Genomic DNA, 21846 nt, shown 5'->3' on the forward strand with positions numbered 1-21846 from the left:
TGCTGGTCACATCGCGTTCCGTAAGCAGGAATGCAGACGTACGCGGCGTAGCTAACGTTTTTACGGCTGCCGCCTCATGGGAGGAAAATGGAATTGATTCGCCGATTTATGTCTTATTACAAACCTTATAGAGGCCTGTTTTATCTCGATTTTTGCTGTGCGATATTGGCGGCGCTGCTGGAGCTTGGCTTTCCGCTTGCGCTTAATCAAGTCGTCGACAAACTGCTGCCGGGCAAGGACTGGGAACTTATCCTGTGGGCGTGCGGCGGCTTGCTCGCCGTCTATGTGCTTAACGCTTTCATGCAGTTCGTCGTCACCTACTGGGGACATATGCTGGGAATCAACATTGAGACCGATATGCGACGCAACCTTTTCGCGCACTTGCAGAAGCTATCCTTCAAGTTTTACGACAATACGAAGACCGGCCATCTGATGTCCCGCATGTCCACCGATTTAATGGATATCGGCGAAGTCGCCCACCACGGTCCGGAGGACGTATTCATAGCCGTCATGACGCTGGCCGGGGCGTTCGGCCTCATGCTGTACATCCACCCGGGGATGGCGATCATCACGTTCGCCACCGTGCCCGTGATGATCGTGCTGTCGATTTACTTTAACGGCAAAATGACGGGCGCCATGAACAAAATGTTCGGCAGCATGGGAGATTACAATGCCCGGGTCGAGGACAACATCGGCGGCATCCGCGTCGTGCAGGCGTTCGCCAACGAAGAGCACGAGATGTCGCTGTTCAAGGTCAACAACCAGCTGTTCCGCAAAGCGAAGCTGCTCGGCTACAAGATTCTGGCGCGCAGCTCCACGGCGAGCTATATGCTGATGCGTCTCGTATCGCTGGTCGTCATGGTCGCGGGGGCCTGGTACGTGATTCGGGGCGAGCTTAAGTACGGCGAATTTCTGGCATTTGTATTGCTGACCAACGTGCTGTTCAGGCCGATCGAGAAAATCAATGCGGTCATCGAGCTGTATCCGAGGGGCATCGCCGGATTCAAGCGCTACATCGAGCTTATGGATACCGAGCCCGATGTGTCCGACGCGAACGATGCGATTGAAGTCGGTAAGCTGACGGGCGAAATTCGTTACCGGAACGTATCGTTCGGCTACGAATCGCACACGCAGGCGCTAAGCGGCATCGATCTGTCCATCCGGGCGGGCGAGACGATCGCGTTCGTCGGTCCGTCGGGCGCGGGGAAGACGACACTGTGCAGCTTGCTTCCGCGATTCTACGAGGTGTCCGGCGGCTCGATCACCATCGACGGCATGGACATCCGCCGGATGAAGCTCGCTTCGCTGCGACGGCAGATCGGTGTCGTGCAGCAGGACGTCTTTCTTTTCTCGGGAACGGTACGGGAAAATATCGCTTACGGCAAGCTTGGCGCGACCGAAGAGGAGATTTGGACGGCCGCGCGCAGAGCGAAACTGGAAGATTTCATCCGCGCGCAGCCGTTAGGTCTCGATACGGTCATCGGGGAGCGGGGCGTGAAGCTGTCGGGCGGTCAGAAGCAAAGGCTCGCCATCGCCCGCATGTTCCTGAAGAACCCGCCGATCCTCATTTTGGACGAAGCGACCTCCGCGCTCGATACCGAGACCGAAGCGGCGATCCAGCAATCGTTGGCCGAGCTTTCCGAGGGCCGCACGACACTGGTCATTGCGCACCGTCTCGCCACGATCAAGGATGCCGATCGGATCGTCGTCGTGACAGAGGACGGCATCGCGGAGCAGGGAAGGCACGAAGAACTCGTACGAACTGGCGGTGTTTACAGCCGTCTTCATCAAGCTCAATTCAGCGCAGCACGGTAGACAACAAACGTTAGAGTCGAGGCAGGTATTGAATCTATGGCAACACACTCAAACGGGGAGGGCGCGGAGGCTTCCGCAAAGAAGCTTCGCACCCGGCCTCTGGCCGCGTCCGTCATCTTGCTCGGCGGCTTGGCGCTGCTCGCCTTTTCAATGGCGTTATCCATCTCGATCGGGGCCAAGGATATCGGTTTATCCGTCGTCTGGGAAGCGATCCGGCACTTTAATCCAGATCTGACGGATCATCAGATCATCCGGTCGCTGCGAATGCCTCGCACCCTCGCCTGCGCGCTCACAGGGGCCGCATTCGCGGTCGCGGGCTCCGTCATGCAAGGCATGACGCGCAACCCGCTGGCCGATCCCGGCTTGCTCGGGATTAACGCCGGCGCCGGCTTCATGCTGGCCATCAGCTTCGCTTTTATCCCGCATCTGCTGTTCAACCAATTGATCTGGCTTTCGTTTGCAGGCGCTGCCGGCGCAACGGCGCTGATCTACGGGCTGGGCAGCCTGTCGCGGGGCGGTCTTACGCCGGTCAGACTGGCGCTGGCCGGCTCCGCTATATCGGCGCTGCTGCTTGCGATCAGCGAAGGCATCGCCTTGAAGTATCGGATCGGCCAGAGTCTGGACTTCTGGCTGTTCGGCGGCGCCGCGGGCGTTCGCTGGGCGCAGGTGGACGTGATCCTTTGGTGGATCGGAGGCGGGTTGCTGGTGGCGATGGTGCTCGCTCGCTATATCACGCTGCTGAGCCTCGGCGACGAGACGGCGGCGGGGATCGGCGTGCGTGTCGGCTTAATCAAGTTTGTCGGAGCCATCGTCATCTTGATCCTTGCAGGCGCATCCGTAGCTGTCGTGGGCTTCGTCAGCTTCATTGGTCTGATGGTGCCGCATATTACCCGTTATCTCGTCGGCGTCAGCTACCGCTGGATCATTCCTTGCTCGGCCATTCTGGGGGCGTTGTTGTTCGTGCTCGCCGATCTGGGCGCCAGAATGGTGCGGCCCGGCTCGGAGACGCCTGTCGGCGCGCTTATCGCCATCATCGGCGTACCGTTCCTCCTGTATCTTGCCAGACGCGAAGGGAGGGAGCTGTAATGGCCGCGAAGTCGATTTATGCAGCTTCGGACACCAAACGAAGAGCGAAGGCATGGTCCACCGTCGTCGGCTTGGCGCTGCTCGTCGTCGTCGTATTCGTAATAAGCATGAACACCGGATACATAAGACTCAGCCCGCTTGACGTCGGCAGAACGTTGTTCGGCTTCGGCACGGACAAGCAAGAGCTCATATTGTTCCAATTCCGATTGCCCCGCATCGTCATCTCGGTGCTTGTCGGCGCCGGCTTCGCGCTCGCCGGCTGCATCCTGCAGGGCATCACGCGCAACCCGCTCGCGGATCCCGGCCTCATCGGCGTAAACTCGGGCGCGAGCCTGATGGTCATCCTGTTCGTCGCGCTTCGCCCGTCCATCAGCGCTTCGCCGCCTTACACGCTGCCGTTCCTCGCGTTTTTAGGCGCGGCCGGAGCAGGTGCGGCAGTCTACTTCCTCGCATACAAAAGGTCGGACGGCGTTTCCGTGCTTCGTCTCGTGCTCGTGGGCATCGCAGTGCAGGCGGGCATCAGCGCGGCGATCATCGTTCTGACGCAGCGCCTGAATCCGGAGCAATATCAGTTCGCCGCGACTTGGCTCGCCGGCAGCCTGTGGGGTGCCAATTGGAAGTTCGTGCTGACCTTGCTGCCCTGGATGGCGGTATTCGTCCCGTTCGTCCTATCCAAAGCCAGAACGCTGAATGTGCTCAGCCTTGGGGATCAATTGTCCGTGGGGCTGGGCGCCAGGCTGCAGCGGGAACGGCTGCTGCTGCTTCTGGCGGCGGTGGCGCTCGCGGGCAGCTGCGTCGCCGTCGGAGGCGCGATCAGCTTCATCGGGTTGATCGGGCCGCATCTCGCCAGAAGGCTCGTTGGCTCCAGGCACGAGATCTTGCTGGCCGCCTCGGCGCTGTCCGGCAGCGTGCTCCTGATTGCTGCGGACACGATCAGCCGCATCTCCGACACGCCGACCGGTATTATCGTAGCGATCATCGGTGCGCCGTATTTTATCTATTTGCTGGCGCGGGCCAAATAACGGGCGAGAGGCTTTCGGTCCTCGCGTCTGCGAAATACGAAATGAATGGATCTTTGGTCCGGCGGGTAACGTCATATGCGTTAAAAAACGAAGGAGCCGCCCGATTGTCATTTTCATGACGATCGGGCGACTCCTTCAGTGCGTTCATGCCGAATCTTAAAGCGCGATCGTCATGCGGCGCTCGCCGATTGCGCGGCGAACCTTCATGCCAAGCCCGTCGTTCGCGGACGCCTCGCCGCCGGATACGGCTCTAATCGCTTCGATTCCGCGCAGTTGGATCGACCAGTCTGCGTTATCGGCGGCTTCCCCTGAAGCCGTGACCGTGATCGTGCTGCCGCTGCGCTCCGCAGTGACGGAGAGGCGAACTGCGCCGTCTTCGTCTACGATATCGGCGGAAGCGGACGCGCCGTCGCCGAGCTCAAACAGGTGCAGCGTCACGGCGTCCGCGTAGTCGTAGTCCGGACGGTCTTCGGTCGCGCCGACCGCGATCAGCGAGCCTTCGCGGGCGTATAACGGCAGACTCATGTAGTCGTAAGTCTCGCGATGCCAGGACCCGCCTTCGACGACGTCGCCGGTTAGGAAGTGCGTCCATTTGCCCTTCGGCAAGTAATAAGCCGATTCGCCATCGCTATTGAATATGGGCGATACGAGCAGGGAGTCGCCGAGCATGTATTGGCGATCGAGATAATCGCAAGCCGGGTCTTCGCCGAACTCGAGCAGCATCGCCCGCATCATCGGCAGACCGATCCGACTGGAATCGGCCGCCTGGGCGAACAGGTACGGCATCAGGCTGGCCTTCAGCTTGGTGAAACGGCGAAGCACGTCGACCGCTTCCTCATCGAACAGCCACGGCACCCGGTATGAGGTGCTGCCGTGCAGGCGGCTGTGGCTGGACAGCAATCCGAAGGCAACCCAGCGCTTGTAAAGGTCGGGCGTAGCGCTCTGCTCGAAGCCGCCGATATCGTGGCTCCAGAAGCCGAAGCCGGAGAGACCGAGCGACAGGCCGCCGCGCAGGCTTTCCGCCATCGATTCGAACGTCGCCTCGCAATCGCCGCCCCAGTGTACCGGGAACTGCTGACCGCCGGCCGTCGCGGACCGGGCGAACAGCGCCGCTTCGCCGCGTCCCTTTTTCTCCTCGAGCACGTCGAAAACGACCTTGTTGTACAGCTGCGTGTAATAGTTATGCATTTGCTTCGGGTCCGATCCGTCGAAATAGACGACGTCTTCTGTAGGAATCCGCTCGCCGAAGTCGGTCTTGAAGCTATCGACACCCATGTCGACAAGCGCCCGCAGCTTGTCTCCGTACCAGCGGCAGGCGTCCGGATTCGTAAAGTCCACGATGCCCATGCCATACTGCCACAGGTCGGTCTGCCAGACGCTGCCGTCCTTCCGCTTGAGCAGGTAGCCGTGCGCCATGCCTTCGTCGAACAGCTTGGAGCGCTGGGCGATATACGAGTTGATCCAGACGCAGATCTTGAGCCCCTTCGCCTTCAGCCGATCGAGCATGCCCTTCGGATCCGGGAATACGCGCTCGTCCCATTCGAAGTCGCACCATTGGTATTCCTTCATCCAGAAGCAGTCGAAATGGAAGACGGAGAGCGGAAGATCGCGTTGCGCCATGCCGTCCACGAAGCTGTTCACGGTCTCCTCGTCGTAATTCGTCGTGAACGACGTCGTCAGCCACAGTCCGAACGTCCAGGACGGAGGAAGCGCCGGCTTGCCGGTAAGCGACGTGTAGTTGGCGAGCACGTCCTTCAGCGTTTGCCCGCCGACGATCATATACTCGAGCTGTTCGCCCTGCACGCTGAACTGCGTTTTCGATACTTTTTCCGAAGCGACTTCAAAAGAAACAAGCTCCGGATGGTTGACGAACACGCCGTAGCCGCGGTTCGTGACATAGAACGGCACGTTTTTGTAGGCTTGCTCGGAAGCGGTGCCGCCGTCTTCGTTCCAGATATCGACGCTTTGGCCGTTCTTGACGAAGGCGGAGAAGCGTTCGCCGAGTCCGTAAACGGTCTCTCCGACAGCCAGATCAAGCTGCTCCCGGAAATAATGCACGCCGTCCGCGCCTTTTACGAACCCGGTCTGGCGGAATCCGCTCCCGGTGAGCTTGCGGCCTTTATAAAAATAGGTGATGCGAAGCGGATGCGCTTTCGTTATCGAGACGCTTGTATCGCCGCTTGTCAGCGTAACCCGGTCCGGACCGTTCTCGATCGTTACGGGAGAACCCTCGTTGCCGCTTGTCAGCGGGAATGCGCCTGGCGACAGCCGTTTGCGCCCTTTGTGACGATAAAGATTCACGCGGATGACGTCGGGGATCGGGGAGTCGAATTCAATCGTCGTTAGCGCTTCGTTGAGCGTATTGCCGCGATGCTCGAGATGGCGATGCGGCGCGAACACCGTCAATTTGTTCGGCGCGACGTCGATGCTGTGCACCTCGTAGGGCGTCAGTACTTCAAAGCCTTCGCGGGTCAGCCAATAGCCGTTGCTGAATTTCATGGAATCGGACCTCCTGTTCGAGCGGGTTGGAAAACGCTCTCTTTAAGTAACATAATACCGATTGATTTATCGAATTTCTTGCAATATTATGCTTATTAATAACACGATTATGAGGATGTCGGTATCGTATGGACAATAAATTGTTAAAAGAGGACCGCCGGCACGGTACCCCGGGCTTCCCGGTCGGCTTCTACCAGCAAGCGCGTACGCCCTTGGAGGGCATCCTCGATTTTCATTGGCACGAGGAAATCGAATTTCTAAGGGTTACGTCCGGTCGCGCGATGTTCCAGATCGGATTGTCCGCCTACGAAGTGTCCGCAGGAGAAGCCTTGTTCATACCCGGCGGCCTGCTGCACGGCGGCTACCCGCTTGGCGCGTCCGACTGCGCGTACGAAGCGCTCGTCTTCGATCTCGGCTGGCTGGACGGCGGTCCGGACGACGCGATGTCCGCGCGTTATTTGCGGCCGCTGCAGCGCGGAAGATCGGGACCGCCTCTTCATTGGACGCCCCGGACACCGTGGGGCGAAGCGGCGGTCGCGGCGCTTGCGGCCGTTCAACGGCTCGAGCATGCGGCAGATCCCGCCCGCGAGCTGCGCGTGAAGGCGGGGCTGCTCAATCTGATCGCCGATCTCATCGGCGCGGGGCAATGGCAATCGCGGTCGTCGGCCGACGAGGGCGAGAGTCATGCGGCGGAGCGCCTCAAGCAGGCGTTGACCTATATGGAAACGAACTTCGCGCGCAAGCTCAGCCTGAGGGAGCTGGCGGACGTGGCCGGAATGAGCGAAGGTCACTTCAGCCGCATGTTCAAGGCTTATATGCGCAAGACGCCGGTCGAATACATGAACCGATACAGACTCCGCTATGCGGCCGGCAGGCTGGCAGGATCCGACCTGACGATCTCCGAGGTCGCGCTGGAAGCGGGCTTCGACAACTTCAGCTACTTTATCAAGCTATTCCGCGGCGTCTACGGCTGTACGCCGAGAACCTACCGTAGGGCCGGTTCCGCGGACGAAGGCTTTTCGTAACGCCGAGCGCGGCATGAACCGAACGCAAAAAAAGAAACAGCGCCGTAAAAGGCGCTATTTCTTTTTTGCAATAATTTATTGGCCGCCCGTCTTGCTGCCGTCCCGCGGCGGACGCGGAGGGCGTTTGGCGCGGAAGCGCGGCGACACGTAGTTGTGCTTGCGATCGCGGAAAAAGATCCAGCCGCCGATGAAGCCGACGCCGGCGAGAAACAACACGAAGCCGAGCAAAAAATGCCAAAGATCGAAATGGGGATCGGGCAGGCTAACATTCCCGAACTGCGCGAAATAATCGAACAAGGCGTCCTTCATCAGCAGGAAGCCGTATGCGGCGGCTAAGCCGGGTACGACGAGCAAGAGAATGGCGATCAAGCGCGAGATAACGAGCTTCAACGGTCATGTCCACCTTCCTGTTCTATGTTCCTATGATAGCGATTTATCGAGAATATGTCTATTGTAAATGAGAACGGAAACAACGAATTCGTACAGGATCGTTCGCTTTTAACAAAATTGGCGGGAACTGGGCCGTTGATCCGCTTTACCGATGAATTCGTTGGGCTTATTACTCGGCGTGCCGTAGTCTGCGTCGTTCTTTCGCGACAATGCCCGCAAAAATATATCAAAACTCGCTAAGCTCGCCGCTTTGGACAAGAAAGACGCAAAAGTACATTTAATTTCCTTCATCCGTTCGTTTTCATATATGCATGTTTTTCATCAGGTGCCTCGGGTCGCTAGAAAATACATGTACAAATGCATTTGTTTAATCAGCCGAACATTCGACAAAGCTCCTGCACTTCGAAAGCGCGCTTATTATTCCAACATTCGCCGCTGTCCGGGACAGGAAGGGAAGCAAGGCCTCCGTTGTTTTTCTTATTTTCGATCATCGGTTCATCGACAGGCCCGGCCTTGCGGATTCTTCGACCTCGCTTAGCCGCGTACGCGTCCAAGCGGCTCGGCTTTTTTGTTGAGGCGGGAGGCGCTATAATGGGAGGATCAGCGGGAATCGATCGTCGGCGCGCAGTAATGCGGCGCCAAGCCCTATATACATATCCATGCTGTTTCCAACGCCTAATTTTCCGGAGGTACCTTCATGCCATTCGAAGTCGATGTCGCCATCCTCGGCGGCGGTCCCGGCGGCTATACGGCCGCCGTCCGCGCCGCCCAGGCCGGACGAAGCGTCGCCATTATTGAAAAGGACAAGCTGGGCGGCACCTGCCTGCATCGCGGCTGCATTCCGAGCAAGACGCTGCTCCGCAGCGCCGAAGTCTACGCGACGGTTCGCAGCGCCGCGGCTTACGGCGTCCTTCTGTCCGCGGGCGACGATGTCACCGTGGATTGGAGCGCCGTCATGCGCCGCAAGGAGGACGTCGTCGGCCAGCTCCACAAAGGCGTAGAGGCGCTGATGAAGCAAAATCGCATTCAGGTGATCCGCGGCGCCGGCCGGCTGACCGGTCCGTCGATCTTCTCGCCGCGCGGCGGCGCGATCGCCGTAGCGCTTGAGGACGGAGAGTCGGAGACCGTCGTGCCGCGCCACCTTATTCTGGCGACGGGGTCGCGTCCGCGCAAGCTTGAAGGGCTGCCTTACGACGGCTTGAGCGTCGTGACGAGCGACGAAGCGTTGACATGGCCGTCGCGGCCGGCCAGCGCGATTATCGTCGGCGGCGGCGTCATCGGCGTCGAGTGGGCATCGCTGCTCGTCGACTTCGGCACCGCGGTGACGCTCGTCGAGACGGCCGATCGTCTGCTGCCCGGCGAAGACAAGGATATCTCGGCGGAGCTCGCCCGCCAGCTCGAGAAGCGCGGCGTGAAGCTGCTTCTGGGCGCCAAGCTGGACGCTTCGTCCTGCATTTCGGCAGAGGATGGCGTCTCCGTACGCATCGAGACCGCTGCCGGCAAGGCCGAGACGCTCGAAGCGGAGCGCATGCTTGTCTCCGTAGGACGAATCGGCAACGTCGAGAACCTCGGCTTTGAAAATACGGACGTCAAGGCAAGCGGCGGCTTCGTGACGGTCAATCCGGCGACGCTGCAGACCGGCGAGCCGCACATTTACGCCGTCGGAGACGTCATCGGCGGCGTGCAGCTGGCGCATGCGGCGATGCACGAGGCGGAGATCGCGGTTGCCCACATTCTCGGTCAGCCGATTGTCCGCACGTCCGACCGGGATGTGCCGCGGGCCATCTACAGCCGGCCGGAGGCCGCGGCTATCGGCTGGACCGAGGCGGCGGCGAAGGCGTACGGCATCGAGACGCGCGCCGTGAAGCTGCCGATGCGGATTTTCGGCAAAGCGCTTGTGCAGGGCGAGCCGGAGGGCTTCGCGAAGGCGGTCGTGGACCGCAAGACGGGCGATCTGCTGGGCGTGCATCTGGTCGGTCCTCATGCGACCGACCTGATTGCCGAAGCCTCGCTCGCGAAGCTGCTGGATGCCGTTCCCTGGGAGATCGGGCGCGCCATTCACCCGCATCCGACGCTGTCCGAGGCGATGCAGGAAGTCATGCAGGCCGTATCCGGCTCCGCCTCGCACGGATCATAAAGGAAGAAGCGCCCGGCCGTCGCCGCGGCGCTTCGCTTACGCGGTTTCGCCGGGCATGCAGGCGAGACCGTTTTGCGTTGCGGGAGCGGCATCCCACCGGGCGCTTTGTTTCGCGGACGCGAATTCCTCGCTCTCCAACTTCCGCAGCCGGTGCCAGACTTGATTTCGCTCGCGGTTTCTTTTTCGAACGTGCCGCTGTATAATAGGTTCTAGGTTCAAGTATTAAGACCAGGTTATAACACTAACGACAACTTCTAAAAATCCGAAGTCTAAAACGAAAAGCCGGGAGGGACGCTTCATGACCCAAAAGGGCAGCTTGGATCAACAAGCGCGGCATCAAGCGCTGGGATTGACGAACGAGCGGGCCGTCGCCATGTACGAGACGATGATGCTCGCGCGCAAGTTCGACGAACGCGGCCAGGTGCTGCAGCGCGCCGGGAAGGTGAACTTCCACATATCGGGCATCACGCAGGAGCCGTCGCAGGTGGCGATGGGGTTTGCCATGGATCTCGAAAAAGACTGGTTCCTTCCGTACTACCGCGATTACGGGCTTGTGTTGACGATCGGCATGACCGTCAAAGAATTGATGCTGGCGCTGTTCGGCAAAGGCGAGGATCCCAATAGCGCGGGACGCCAGATGTCCGCGCACTTCGGCTGCCGCCGCCTGCGCATCGCGACGGGCTCGAGCCCCGTGACGACGCAGGTGCCGCACGCGGTCGGCTTCGCGCTCGCTTCGAAGATCCGCGGCGAAAAGTCCGTCGCGATTGTCTCGTTCGGCGAAGGCTCGAGCAACCAGGGCGATTTCCACGAAGGCTGCAACTTCGCGGGCGTGCAGAAGCTGCCCGTCATTTTCGTTTGCGAAAACAACGGCTATGCCATCTCGGTGCCGCTGTCCAAGCAGACGGCCGGCCGCATCAGCGACCGCGCGCTCGGCTACGGCTTCCCCGGCATCCGGGTCGACGGCCACGATCCGCTCGAAGTTTACCGCGTGTTCCGCGAAGCGCACGAGCGCGCGCTTGCGGGCGAAGGGCCGACGCTGATCGAGATCATGACCTACCGCGTCACGCCGCACTCGACTTCCGACAACGACATGGCCTATCGTACGAAGGAAGAGGTCGACGCAAATCGCACCAAGGACGCGCTGCCGGCCTTCCGCGCGTATCTCGAGCAGCTGGGGCTTTGGTCCGAAGCGCAAGAGCAGGCGCTGCAGCAGCGCATCCGCAAAGAGCTTGACGAAGCGACGGCTTATGCCGAGCAGGCCCCGTACCAGTCGGCCGAGGACGCCTTCCGCTACGTGTACGCCGAAGATAACGGGGAGGTGCGCTAACGTATGCCGATAATCGAATATATCGACGCGATCCGCTTGGCCATGAAAGAAGAGATGGAGCGGGACGACAGCGTGTTCGTCCTGGGCGAAGACGTTGGCCTCAAGGGCGGCGTGTTCGGAACGACCAGGGGGCTGCAGCAGCAATTCGGCGAAGACCGGGCGATCGATACGCCGCTCGCGGAATCCGCGATCGCTGGCGTCGCGATCGGCGCCGCGATGGCGGGCATGAAGCCGATCGCCGAGATGCAGTACTCTGACTTCATGTTCCCGGCGGCCAACCAGATCATCAGCGAGGCGGCGAAGATCCGCTATCGCTCGAACAACGACTGGAGCTGCCCCGTCGTCATTCGCGCGCCGATCGGCGGCGGCGTTTTCGGCGGCTTGTACCATTCGCAGTGCACCGAGTCGGTGTTTTTCGGCACGCCGGGCCTCAAGATCGTCGCGCCTGCGACCGCTTACGATGCCAAGGGCCTTCTGATCTCGGCGATTCGCGATCCGGATCCCGTCATTTTCTTCGAAAATAAAAAATGCTACCGTCTCGTGAGCGACGAGGTGCCCGAAGGCGAGTATACGGTGCCGATCGGCAAAGCGAACGTATTGCGCGAAGGCAGCGACATTACGGTCATCAGCTACAGCATGCCGCTTCATTTCGCGATGCAGGCCGCCGAGGAGCTGTCCCGCGAGGAAGGCATCGAAGCGCACATCCTCGATCTGCGCACGATTCAGCCGCTCGACCGCGAGGGCATCCTTGAAGCGGCTGCGCGCACCGGCAAGGTGCTGATCGTCCACGAGGACAACAAGACCGGCGGGATCGGCGGCGAAGTAGCCGCGATCATCGCCGAGGAGATGCTCTATGACCTCGACGCGCCGATCCGCCGTCTGTGCGGCCCAGACGTTCCCGCCATGCCTTATAATCCGGTGGGCGAAAAGAAGTTCATGCTGAACAAGGAAAAACTGAAGGCCGCCATGCTGGAGCTGGCGCGATACTAGAATCGTCACGGGAAGGAGCTGAACGGATTTGAGCAAAAAGATTACGGAAATCATCATGCCGAAGCTGGCCGAATCGCTGGAGACTGCAACCGTCGACCGTTGGTTGAAAAAGCCCGGCGACTATGTAGAGATGTACGAGCCGCTTTGCGAGCTGATCACGGACAAGGTGAGCGCCGAGCTGCCGTCTACGGCCCGCGGCGTACTGGTCAAGGTGCTGGCGGGCGACGGCGAGACGGTGAACGTCGGCAGCGCGATCTGCCTGATCGAGACGGAGGAGGCCGACGCGTATGCGGAAATTCCGGGCGGCGCGCTCGCCGCAGGCCTTCAGCCGACCGAAGACGCGGTCCGCGCAGCCGTGCGCGAGGCCGGCGAGAGGCCGGCGGCGAGCGCATCTGCGCCGGCCGCAGCCGTCGCTGCGGGGCAGGAGATGCGTCAGCGCTACTCGCCAGCCGTGCTGAAGCTGGCTGCCGAGCACGGCATCGACCTTGCCCGCTTGGCGGGCACCGGCATGGGCGGACGCATCACGCGCGCCGACGTGCTGGCTGCCGCGTCGTCAGGCGCGGCTTCCGCTGCACAGCCGCAAGGAGCGTCTGCGGCAACGCCTGCAGCCGCGCCGCAAACGGCGCAGGCGCCAGTCTCGCCAGCTCCCACTGGCGCTGCCGGCTCCGCGAAGCCGATCGAGCCGATGGATCCGCGCGTGCAGGTCCGTTCGGGCGGACTACACTTGTCCGAGTCGCCGCGCATTCCGACGATCGAGATCGAAGGTCATGAAGTGCCGGGCCGCGGCGAATATTTCATCGACGTGACCCCGATCCGCAATACGATCGCGACGCGCATGCGCCAGAGCGTGACCGAGATTCCGCATGCCTGGACGATGATCGAGGTGGACGTGACCAACCTTGTCGTGCTTCGCAGCAAGCTCAAGGACGAATTCAAACGGACGGAAGGCATCAACCTGACGTATATGCCATTCCTCGTCAAAGCCGCCGTAGGCGCGATCAAGGATTACCCGATCATGAATTCGGTATGGGCGACGGACAAGATCATCGTCAAGCGCGACATCAATATGGCGCTGGCGGTCGGGACCGAGGATTCGGTCATCACGCCGGTCATCAAAAACGCCGACCAGAAAAACATCGCCGGCATCGCGCACGAGATCGACGATCTGGCCAACCGCGCGCGTCACGGCAAGCTTAAGCTCGAGCATTTGCAGGGCGGCACGTTCACGGTCAACAACACGGGCTCCTTCGGCTCGATTTTGTCGCAACCGATCATCAACTATCCGCAGGCCGCGATCTTGACGTTCGAATCGATCGTCAAGCGCCCCGTCGTCATCAACGACATGATCGGCGTACGTTCGATGGTCAATCTTTGCCTGTCTCTCGACCACCGTATTCTTGACGGCGTCATTTGCGGCCGGTTCCTGCAGCGGGTCAAAGAAAACCTCGAGAGCTACAGTCTCGACACCAAGCTTTACTAAGAAGTTCGCTTAAGCCTATCGGTTAGGGTCGCCCGCGCGCGTGCAAGGAGCCGCGGGCGGCCCTTTTAACATGATGCTCAAGCAGCCTCCGCATGTTTGCGAGTGCTTTCGGCTTGCGCTACAATAGGGAGGTTAAACGGGAGGCGAGAACGACATGAGCATGCTGGACACGGCCAAGCTGGGCCGTATCGAGTACGGAGAAGCGTGGGATCTTCAAAAGGCGCTGATCCGGGACATCGGCGCGGGGCAGCGCGAGGATACGCTGCTGCTGCTCGAGCATCCGCCGACCTATACGATCGGCACGGATCGCCATCCCGAGCATTTGCTGATGTCGCCGGACGAGCTCGCTTCGCGCGGCATCGCGGTATTCGAGATCGACCGCGGCGGCGACATTACCTATCACGGCCCCGGGCAGCTCGTCGGATATCCGCTGCTCTATTTGGACGCCGAGGGTCTGGATCTGCACAAGTATTTGCGGGATCTCGAAGAGGTATTGATCCGCCTGCTCGCGGAGTTCGGACTCGTCGGCGGCAGGAAGCCGGAATATACCGGGGTCTGGATCGGCGACCGAAAGGTGGCGGCGATCGGCGTCAAGTTCAACCGCGCGCGCGCAAGACGCGGCTTCGTGACGAGCCACGGCTTTGCTTTTAACGTGAAGCGTGGCGTAGAGCAAGAGGGGTTCGGAGGCATCGTTCCTTGCGGCATCCAGGAATACGGGGTCACCTCGCTCGAAGTCGAGACGGGCCTGACGCTCGAGGTCGAGGAGATTGCGGAGCGGGTGCTCCCGCACTTCCGGGACGTATTCGGTTACGGGAGCTTGCGGACCGTTACTGAAGCAGCGATCCGATCGACAGCAGCACGGTAGAGGCCAGCATGGCGATCAGCATGACGTAGACGACGATTTTAAACCAACGCGTGTTGTTCATCGGAACCATCCTTTGCGGCAATATGATTGAATGAGCATCATTCTTATTTTAACCGATTTGACGCACGCTTACGAGGAGGATCCCCATGGTCCAAAAAGAACGGCTGATCGAGGAATTTATGGAACTGGTGCAAATCGACAGCGAGACGAAGCACGAGCAAGCGATCCGCAAGGCGCTCATCGCGAAGTTCGAAGCATTCGGGCTCGAGGTGGAAGAGGACGACGTCGCGGAAAAAATCGGTCACGGCTCGGGCAACCTGTTCGCCTGGCTGCCGGCGACGCCGGGCGCCGAGTCGGTACCCGTGCTCCTGTTCACCTCGCATATGGATACGGTCGCGCCGGGCGTCGGCGTCAAGCCGAGACTGGACGACGACGGTTATATTCGTAGCGACGGCACCACGATTCTCGGCGCCGACGACAAGGCGGGCCTCGCAGCGATCTTCGAAGCGCTGCGCGTACTGAAGGAGACAGGCGCCTCGCATGGCGCCATCCAGTTCGTCATTACGGTCGGCGAAGAGTCCGGCCTGCTCGGATCCCGCGCGATGGACGGCTCGCGCCTCAAGGCGAAGTTCGGCTATGCGCTCGATTCCAACGGCAAGATCGGAGAGATTGCGGCCGCCGCGATTACCAACTCCCGCCAGTACATTACGATTCAAGGCAAGGCGGCGCATGCCGGCGTCAATCCCGAGGACGGCATCAGCGCGATCCAGGTGGCTTCCAAGGCCGTCTCCCGGATGAAGCTCGGACGGATCGACTCGGAGACGAGCGCCAACATCGGCCGTTTCGAAGGCGGCGGCGAAGTAAACGTCGTCGTCGACAAGATCAAGATTTACGCAGAAGTGCGCAGCCGCTCGAATGCGAAGCTCGACGCGCAAGCCGAGCTGATGCGTCAGGCAGTCGCAAGCGCCTGCGAAGAGACCGGAGCGACGTTCGAATTCGTCAGCGAAGTGATCTACCCCGCGTACAGCTACACGGAAGCGGACGAAGTCATTCAGATCGCGAGCGCGGCGATCCGCAGCGTAGGTCTCAGTCCGAGCCTGTTCGCCTCCGGCGGCGGCAGCGATGCCAACATGTTCAACGGCAACGGCGTGCCGACCGTCAACCTGGCCGTCGGCTACGAGGATATCCATACGACGAAGGAACGGATCAAAGCCGACGACATCGTAAAGGTGACGGAGCTCGTCTTGGCGATAATCGAAGAAGCCAAAAACCACTGATGGCCTTGCTTTGGCAAAAAGCGACAAGCCCTTTCGGCCTCGATAAAGAGGCGAAAGGGCTTTTAATGCACGCTGCTGCACGTCCTATGCCGCTGAAAACAGATCGATTAACTGCCGGCAACGATCGGACCGATCAGCTCCGCGAATAGCGTAGGCTGCTTGCGCTTGCGGCTGTCCTGGGTCACGACCGCGACCAGCTCGGCCTCCGGGACGACATAAACGAATTGCCCGCCGAATCCCTGCGCGTAAAAGTAGTCGACGGGTTTCCTGTCACGGCTGCTCGGTAAAGCGTCTTGTCCGCCGTTGACTTTCGTAAAGACGCGGCACCACCAGTGCCAGCCGTACTCGCCTTCGTACGGCGGACTTGCAGGGGCGAAGGGGCGAACGGCTAACGCGGCCAATTCCGCCGGAAACAGCCGCGTATCGTTCCATACCCCTTTTTGCAGCATGAGCTCGCCGAGCTTCAATAGGTCGGCTGGGCGCAGGCGCAGTCCGAAGCCGCCGGTATGGATCTTTTGCGGATCGGTCTCCCATTCGTATGCTTCAATGCCGAGCGCACGGAACAGCGTATCCTCGGCGAATCGTGCGACGCTCTTGCCTGCGGCTTCCGCCAGAATTGCCGATAGCAGCTGAGAGACGCCGGAGTTATAAGTCATCCGCGTTCCCGGCGGATCGGACAGCGGCTGGTCCAGCACGTGCGCGATCCAGTTCGCTTCGCGCGTCATGCGGGGGAAAGAATTCAGCCCGCCGAATTCGTCCCACCGGAAGCCCGCCGTCATCGTCAGCAAATGCTGCAGCGTCATGTCCCGTTTGCGAATATCGGCATCCGCCTTCAGTTGCGGGAAAAAATCGGTTACGGGGGTAACCGCCGGAACAGGCAGCAAGCCCTGGCCGATCGCGATACAGATCAAAGCGGACAATACGCTTTTCGTACAGGAATTGATAATGGCCGGCTCGGACGCGAGGAGCGGATCCCGGTAATGCTCGAACAGCAAGCGGCCTTGGCGTTTGACCAAAAAGCTCCGGGGATTCAGCGACGCGATCGCCGCAGGCAGATGGTTAATCATCGTGTGCAAAAAACATTCACCTCGGCGTTCGACGTAACCTTATTTTACCCGATTCGGTCAACCGAAGCGCGAGGGGGGAGCTTCAAGATCCGACGGATGCTTCAAATCGTTTTTTTTCTCGTGACGCGCGTTTCCCACCGAAAGCGCGACAAGCGCGCCGGCGATCATGACGAACAAAGACAGGATAAAGCCGTGGGAGATAGCGCCCCCGATTTCTCCGCGCATAAAGGTGAGCAAGTCCGCAGGGAGCTGAGAGGCTCCCTTAATGACCGTCTCCGGATTTGCCAGCGTGCCGGATTGGTCCGCGGGGATGCTGAACTTGGAGATGGCCTCTCTAGAACTGTCCTTCAGACTGGCATTGACGAGCACTGCCATCACGGAGGCGCCGATGACGCCGCCGATATTGCGCCAGAAGCCGACGACCGAGGAGGAGATGCCGATATATTTGGGATGCACGGACATCGCGACCGCCGTTTGACCGAGACTCATGAGCGGACCGAGGACGCCCAGACCGAGGAGGATCATAATCGCGATCACCCGCCAATAAGCCATATCGGCGGATAGATTCATGAGAAGGATGGCCGCGACGACGCCGAGCGCCATATTGACGAACAGGACCGTGCGGAAACGAAATCTTGCGGCTAAAAATCCGGAGACGATCGCGCCGGCAATCAACGAAGCCATCATCGGCGTCAGAATGCCGTTGGAATTGGCCTTGCCCAGGACGGCGGTCGCGTACAGCGGGAGATAGGCGATGGCGGAAAACATGATGACGCCCTGGCAGAAGCAGAGCAGGCTGATGCCGAGCACGAGCCGGTTTTTAAAAATGGTCAGCGGAAGCATTGGTTCCTCGGCCTTCAGCTCCACGGCGACGAACAACGCGCCGGCGACCGCGCCGATAAGGAACAATCCAAGGATCTGCCAAGAGCCCCAAGCGTAGCTTTTTCCGCCCAGCTCGAGCGCCATGAGCGCTGAAACGGTGGCGACGACGAGCAAGACCGCGCCCCAATAGTCGATGCGAGGTTTTTTCTCCGCCTTTGATTCGCGCAGCGAGAAAACGAGCACCAGCATCGAGGCGATGCCGATCGGCACGTTCACGTAGAAGCACCAGCGCCAGCTCATATGCTCGGAAATTAATGTTCCGAGCTGCGGCCCCGCCACGGAAGAGAGGCCGAATACGGCGCCCATCACGCCGGACAGCTTCGCCGCCTGCCGCGGATCCGCGAACAGCGTGAAGATGATCGAGAAGGAAATCGGGAACACCGAGCCGGAGCCGACGCCCTGGATGACGCGGAACCAGATCAGCTGGTCGATCGTCTGCGCCATGCCGCACAACGCTGAGCCGAGAAGGAACAGTCCGATGCCGATCAAATAAAATCGCTTGCGTCCGAACATATCGGACAACTTGCCGAATATAAGCATCGTACTGGTCGAAGCGAGCATGTAGGCGGTGAATACCCAGGACACTTTCTCGAAGCCGCCGATGTTTTCAATGACCTTGTTCATGCTGGCGGACACGATCGTATTGTCCAACGTTGCCATCAGCAGGCCGAGCGCCATGGACAATACGATGAGCCCCGTTTTTTTAGAAACCGCAGACATGATTAAAATCCCTCCCGATAAATGTGGCGAGAGCGTGCGCGCACGCAGAGTGGGGCAGGCTTAGGCATCAGAGCCTGTGAGCCGCTTGAACGCCTCGCGCAGCGTTTGGGCTTTGGAGGCATTCAGATCGATGCCGATATCGAGGCACAGCGTTTTCGACGCCGGCATGCCTTGCGCCCAATCCGCCTTCATCCGATCCAGCTGCGCAGCGGCCGTTTCCGCTTTGCGGATCTCGTCGCGAATCCAGTCGGCCAGCGTCTCGTCGTCCGAATATTCGCCGAAAAACATCCGCACAAGAAAGTCGGAACGGTAGCTGTCATTCTCGACGGGGGAATGCAAGTAATGCTCGAACTGCGCCCTGCCTTCCGAGGTGAGCGAGAATACGTTTTTATTCGGACGTCCCTCCTGCACGACGCTTTCCTTGACGATATAACCGAGCGCCTCCATCTTCGCGAGCGTCGGATAGATCGTTCCGAAGCTGGCATCGAAAAAAAACGATAGCGGCATCTCCAGCTTTTGCTTGATCTCATAGCCGGACAGCGGCGCGCGGTGCAGCAAACCTAGAATGACATCCTGGCTGTTCAAGAATTGATCCCCCTCAATTGCATGCGTATTTTCGTTTATCGATCCGGCCTTATTATATCGATACGATATATATCGAGTCAATACATGAAAGGGTAAAATGCAGCCCGGAAAATCGAAGGTAAAATGCTGAAAGTAAATTTTACAAAAAAAAACGTTTGATTTATGATAGGAATTAAAATCGTCCGGAAGGGAAGAACAACAATGATCGGCTTAAAGGAGATCGCCGAGATCGCGAACGTATCCATATCCACCGTGTCGAACGTGCTGAACGGCCGCAAGAACGTCGGCGAGGAGACCAGAGAACGCGTGCTGCGAATCTGCGAGGAGCACGGCTATGCGGTCGGCGGCGGGAAGAAGGCGCGAACCGAAAAAAATCGCACGGTGCTGTTCATCTTCAGCGATTTCGATCGCGACTTTTACTTGAAGATCATCCAGGGAATCAGTGACTGCCTGACGGAAAACGGGTTTAATCTCGTCATTTGCACGAATAAGTCGAGCGGAGAATTCATGCGGGGAAGCTTCGCCGGCGGCGCCATCTGCCTCGACGCCAGCATGTCCGACGAATTCCTGGCCGGCGTCGCGGCCAGGGAAATGCCCGTGGTCCTGATGGACCGGATCATGGAGAACGGGCAGGCGAACGCCAAGAGCGTCGTCGTTGACAATTATCCGGTCATGTGCCAATTGGTCCAGTCGCTGGCGGACCGCGGGATAAAGCGCTTCGGCTACGTAGGCGGTCTCGGCTTCACGCTCGACAACCAGGAGCGGTTCGCCGGCTTTTCAGACACGCTGGCGCGCAATGGCATCGTCTTCGACCAGCGGTATTACTACCACGGCAACTATCGCGAGGACAGCGGCTATCAAGCCGCCAAGCTGATGCTGCTGAGCAACGATCTGCCCGAGGTCGTCGTCTGCGCGAACGACAACATGGCGCTTGGCGCGGTCAAGGCGTTCGAAGAACACGGCGTCAAGGTGCCCGAGGATGTGTCGGTCACCGGGTTCGACGATTCTGCGATGGCGGCGATGGCGGGGCTGACCACGGTCGCGATCCCGAGGTACGAGAGCGGTTATCTGGCAGCCAAAAAATTACTGGAGCTGATGGGCGACGAGGAAGCGTCCGTTGAGCCGTTTAAGCTTAGCGCGACGATTCGCTGGCGGAGGACGGTAAAGTAGTGCTTCACTTATCTACCATGCATTTTACTTGATTTTACTTAATGATTTACTGACTGAAGCAAATAAAACAGTAAATATCACGTTGACAGCGATTTCAAAAGCTTATATATTGGGTATATAGAACGTAAGTTTATTAATTTTTACTCGTTTTCAAACGAGAAGGGGGAGTTTTAAGTGAAATTAGTAAAAAGAACTTCGGTTTTACTTACGACAACGGCGCTTGTCGGTCTGCTGGCCGCGTGCGGTGGCAATTCGAACGATAATCAACAAGCCGGCGCCGAGAAGTTAAAAAAGATTTCCCTTTTCCAATCCAAGGTCGAGATCGCCGAACCGCTCGAGGCGCTGGCCGAGACGTATAAAAAAGAAACGGGCAATGAAGTGGAAGTATGGGGCTCCGCCGGGGACGCCTACATGACGCAGCTGCAAGCCAAGCTCGCGGCCGGCGAAGGACCGACGATTTTCAGCGTGGGTACCGGCGCGGAGGCGAATAAATTCAAGTCGTATTACGCGGATCTCTCGAATGAGGCCTTCGCCAAGAACATCGCGCCGGACATGGCCCTGAAGGACGGAGACAAGATCGTCGGCGTGCCTTACGGCGTCGAGGGCTTCGGACTCGTCTACAACAAGAGCCTTGTCGATCCGAAGGACGTCAAGGATCTCGCTTCGTTCACGAAGACGCTCGAGAAATTCAAGGCCGAAGGCAAAAACGGGCTGAGCCTTTCTCAGGAAGCGTACTTCCTGATCGGACATATCATTAATACGCCGTTCGCCCTGCAGTCCGATCCCCAGGGCTACATTGAAAAGCTGAACAAGGGCGAGGTCAAGATGGCCGATACCAAGGAGTTCCAGGAGTTCGCCAAGTTCATGGAAGCGATCAAGACCAATACGGTCAATCCGATGGAAGTGAAATACGATACGCAAATGGGCGACTTCGCAACGGGCAAGACGGCGATGGTTCACCAGGGCAACTGGAGCTACGGGATGCTGAGCGACTATGGCGACCTGGGCTTCGAAGTCGGCATGATGGCGCTCCCGCTCGCCGGCAACGATAAGATCGCGGTTGGCGTGGCCAGCAACTGGGTCGTCAACAATAAGGCGGACGCCGATCAGATCAAGGCAGCCTCGGCGTTTCTCAACTGGATGTTCACGAGCGAAGCCGGCAAAAAAGCGATCGTGGACGAGTTCAAATTCATCCCGGCGATGACCAATATCGACGCCGCCAACCTGGATCCGCTGTCTCAAACCGTTTTCGAAGCGACGAAGGCGGGCCAGACGATTCCGTGGGCGAACAACTACTTCCCGCAAGGGGTTATCGTCAACGACCTTGCCCCGGCGACGCAGGAGTTCTTCCTCTCCAAGGACATGACGGGCGAGCAGTTCCTGAAAAATCTGGATGCCGCATGGGCGAAGGGCGCCAAGTAAAACGCCCGCCCGAAAGGCCAGCGAAAGCCTAACCCGAATATGGCGTTAGGCTTTCGCTTTACTGGCGGGGGGCGACCCGCTCATCAA

The 21846-nt window shown here is 59.4% G+C and carries 18 protein-coding genes; 12 read left to right on the top strand and 6 right to left on the bottom strand.

The features are described from left to right. Window positions 1-93 precede the first annotated feature (93 nt). The 3 genes from KB449_RS10405 to KB449_RS10415 are packed head-to-tail and all read left to right on the top strand — an operon-like array spanning window position 94 to window position 3923. On the top strand, window positions 94-1815 hold the full coding sequence (locus KB449_RS10405) for an ABC transporter ATP-binding protein (RefSeq protein ID WP_282908311.1): 1722 nt from the start codon (window positions 94-96) through the stop codon (window positions 1813-1815). Between the two features lie 36 nt (window positions 1816-1851). Beyond that, on the top strand, window positions 1852-2901 hold the full coding sequence (locus tag KB449_RS10410) for a FecCD family ABC transporter permease (RefSeq protein ID WP_282908312.1): 1050 nt from the start codon (window positions 1852-1854) through the stop codon (window positions 2899-2901). Further along, window positions 2901-3923, top strand: coding sequence for a FecCD family ABC transporter permease (locus tag KB449_RS10415; RefSeq protein WP_282908313.1), 1023 nt, complete (start codon window positions 2901-2903; stop codon window positions 3921-3923). The genes KB449_RS10410 and KB449_RS10415 overlap by 1 nt, the downstream gene beginning before the upstream one ends. Before the next feature lie 156 nt (window positions 3924-4079). On the opposite strand, the gene yicI is transcribed toward KB449_RS10415, so the two are convergent. After that, complete coding sequence (yicI, locus tag KB449_RS10420) at window positions 4080-6422, bottom strand: alpha-xylosidase (RefSeq protein WP_282908314.1); 2343 nt, start codon at window positions 6420-6422, stop codon at window positions 4080-4082. A 128-nt stretch (window positions 6423-6550) separates the two neighbouring features. On the opposite strand from yicI, the gene KB449_RS10425 reads away from it, so the two are divergent. Further along, a complete protein-coding gene (locus tag KB449_RS10425) occupies window positions 6551-7447 on the top strand; it encodes an AraC family transcriptional regulator (RefSeq protein WP_282908315.1) in 897 nt (298 codons plus the stop codon). A gap of 75 nt (window positions 7448-7522) precedes the next feature. Here KB449_RS10425 and KB449_RS10430 read toward each other — a convergent pair whose 3' ends face one another. Beyond that, a complete protein-coding gene (locus KB449_RS10430) occupies window positions 7523-7837 on the bottom strand; it encodes a DUF2627 domain-containing protein (RefSeq protein ID WP_282908316.1) in 315 nt (104 codons plus the stop codon). A gap of 697 nt (window positions 7838-8534) precedes the next feature. On the opposite strand from KB449_RS10430, the gene lpdA reads away from it, so the two are divergent. The 5 genes from lpdA to lipB all read left to right on the top strand — a co-directional run bounded on the left by lpdA (window position 8535) and on the right by lipB (window position 14636). Further along, entirely contained in the window at window positions 8535-9974 is a 1440-nt protein-coding gene (gene lpdA, locus KB449_RS10435) for a dihydrolipoyl dehydrogenase (RefSeq protein WP_282908317.1), read from the top strand. A 298-nt stretch (window positions 9975-10272) separates the two neighbouring features. Continuing rightward, window positions 10273-11301, top strand: coding sequence for a thiamine pyrophosphate-dependent dehydrogenase E1 component subunit alpha (locus tag KB449_RS10440; protein WP_282908318.1), 1029 nt, complete (start codon window positions 10273-10275; stop codon window positions 11299-11301). A gap of 3 nt (window positions 11302-11304) precedes the next feature. Beyond that, the gene (locus tag KB449_RS10445; RefSeq protein WP_282908319.1) at window positions 11305-12291 is read left to right on the top strand and encodes an alpha-ketoacid dehydrogenase subunit beta; all 987 of its coding nucleotides are present in this window, start codon (window positions 11305-11307) and stop codon (window positions 12289-12291) included. A 55-nt stretch (window positions 12292-12346) separates the two neighbouring features. Next, window positions 12347-13771, top strand: coding sequence for a dihydrolipoamide acetyltransferase family protein (locus tag KB449_RS10450; RefSeq protein ID WP_282912784.1), 1425 nt, complete (start codon window positions 12347-12349; stop codon window positions 13769-13771). 154 nt (window positions 13772-13925) lie between these two features. Beyond that, complete coding sequence (gene lipB, locus KB449_RS10455; protein ID WP_282908320.1) at window positions 13926-14636, top strand: lipoyl(octanoyl) transferase LipB; 711 nt, start codon at window positions 13926-13928, stop codon at window positions 14634-14636. On the opposite strand, the gene prli42 is transcribed toward lipB, so the two are convergent. Continuing rightward, window positions 14599-14697 (bottom strand): stressosome-associated protein Prli42, encoded by a 99-nt coding sequence (gene prli42 / locus KB449_RS10460; protein ID WP_090113023.1) that lies wholly within the window; start codon window positions 14695-14697, stop codon window positions 14599-14601. The genes lipB and prli42 overlap by 38 nt on opposite strands. Window positions 14698-14782: 85 nt before the next feature. Here prli42 and KB449_RS10465 point away from each other — a divergent pair, with 85 nt between their 5' ends. Continuing rightward, the gene (locus KB449_RS10465) at window positions 14783-15913 is read left to right on the top strand and encodes a M20/M25/M40 family metallo-hydrolase (protein ID WP_282908321.1); all 1131 of its coding nucleotides are present in this window, start codon (window positions 14783-14785) and stop codon (window positions 15911-15913) included. 107 nt (window positions 15914-16020) lie between these two features. On the opposite strand, the gene KB449_RS10470 is transcribed toward KB449_RS10465, so the two are convergent. Genes KB449_RS10470 through KB449_RS10480 form a run of 3 tightly spaced genes read right to left on the bottom strand, consistent with a single transcriptional unit; the run spans window position 16021 to window position 19167 of the window. After that, window positions 16021-16980, bottom strand: coding sequence for a serine hydrolase domain-containing protein (locus tag KB449_RS10470; protein ID WP_282912785.1), 960 nt, complete (start codon window positions 16978-16980; stop codon window positions 16021-16023). Window positions 16981-17037: 57 nt separating this feature from the next. Continuing rightward, a complete protein-coding gene (locus KB449_RS10475) occupies window positions 17038-18582 on the bottom strand; it encodes a DHA2 family efflux MFS transporter permease subunit (RefSeq protein WP_282908322.1) in 1545 nt (514 codons plus the stop codon). 60 nt (window positions 18583-18642) lie between these two features. After that, on the bottom strand, window positions 18643-19167 hold the full coding sequence (locus tag KB449_RS10480) for a PadR family transcriptional regulator (RefSeq protein WP_282908323.1): 525 nt from the start codon (window positions 19165-19167) through the stop codon (window positions 18643-18645). A gap of 201 nt (window positions 19168-19368) precedes the next feature. On the opposite strand from KB449_RS10480, the gene KB449_RS10485 reads away from it, so the two are divergent. Next, window positions 19369-20337 carry a LacI family DNA-binding transcriptional regulator gene (locus KB449_RS10485; protein ID WP_282908324.1) on the top strand — a complete coding sequence of 323 codons (969 nt, stop codon included), beginning with the start codon at window positions 19369-19371 and terminating at the stop codon, window positions 20335-20337. Between the two features lie 174 nt (window positions 20338-20511). After that, window positions 20512-21759 (top strand): sugar ABC transporter substrate-binding protein, encoded by a 1248-nt coding sequence (locus KB449_RS10490; RefSeq protein ID WP_282908325.1) that lies wholly within the window; start codon window positions 20512-20514, stop codon window positions 21757-21759. Window positions 21760-21846 lie beyond the last annotated feature (87 nt).

Origin of the sequence: Cohnella hashimotonis (assembly GCF_030014955.1) — a bacterium.
GTDB classification, from domain to species: domain Bacteria; phylum Bacillota; class Bacilli; order Paenibacillales; family Paenibacillaceae; genus Cohnella; species Cohnella hashimotonis.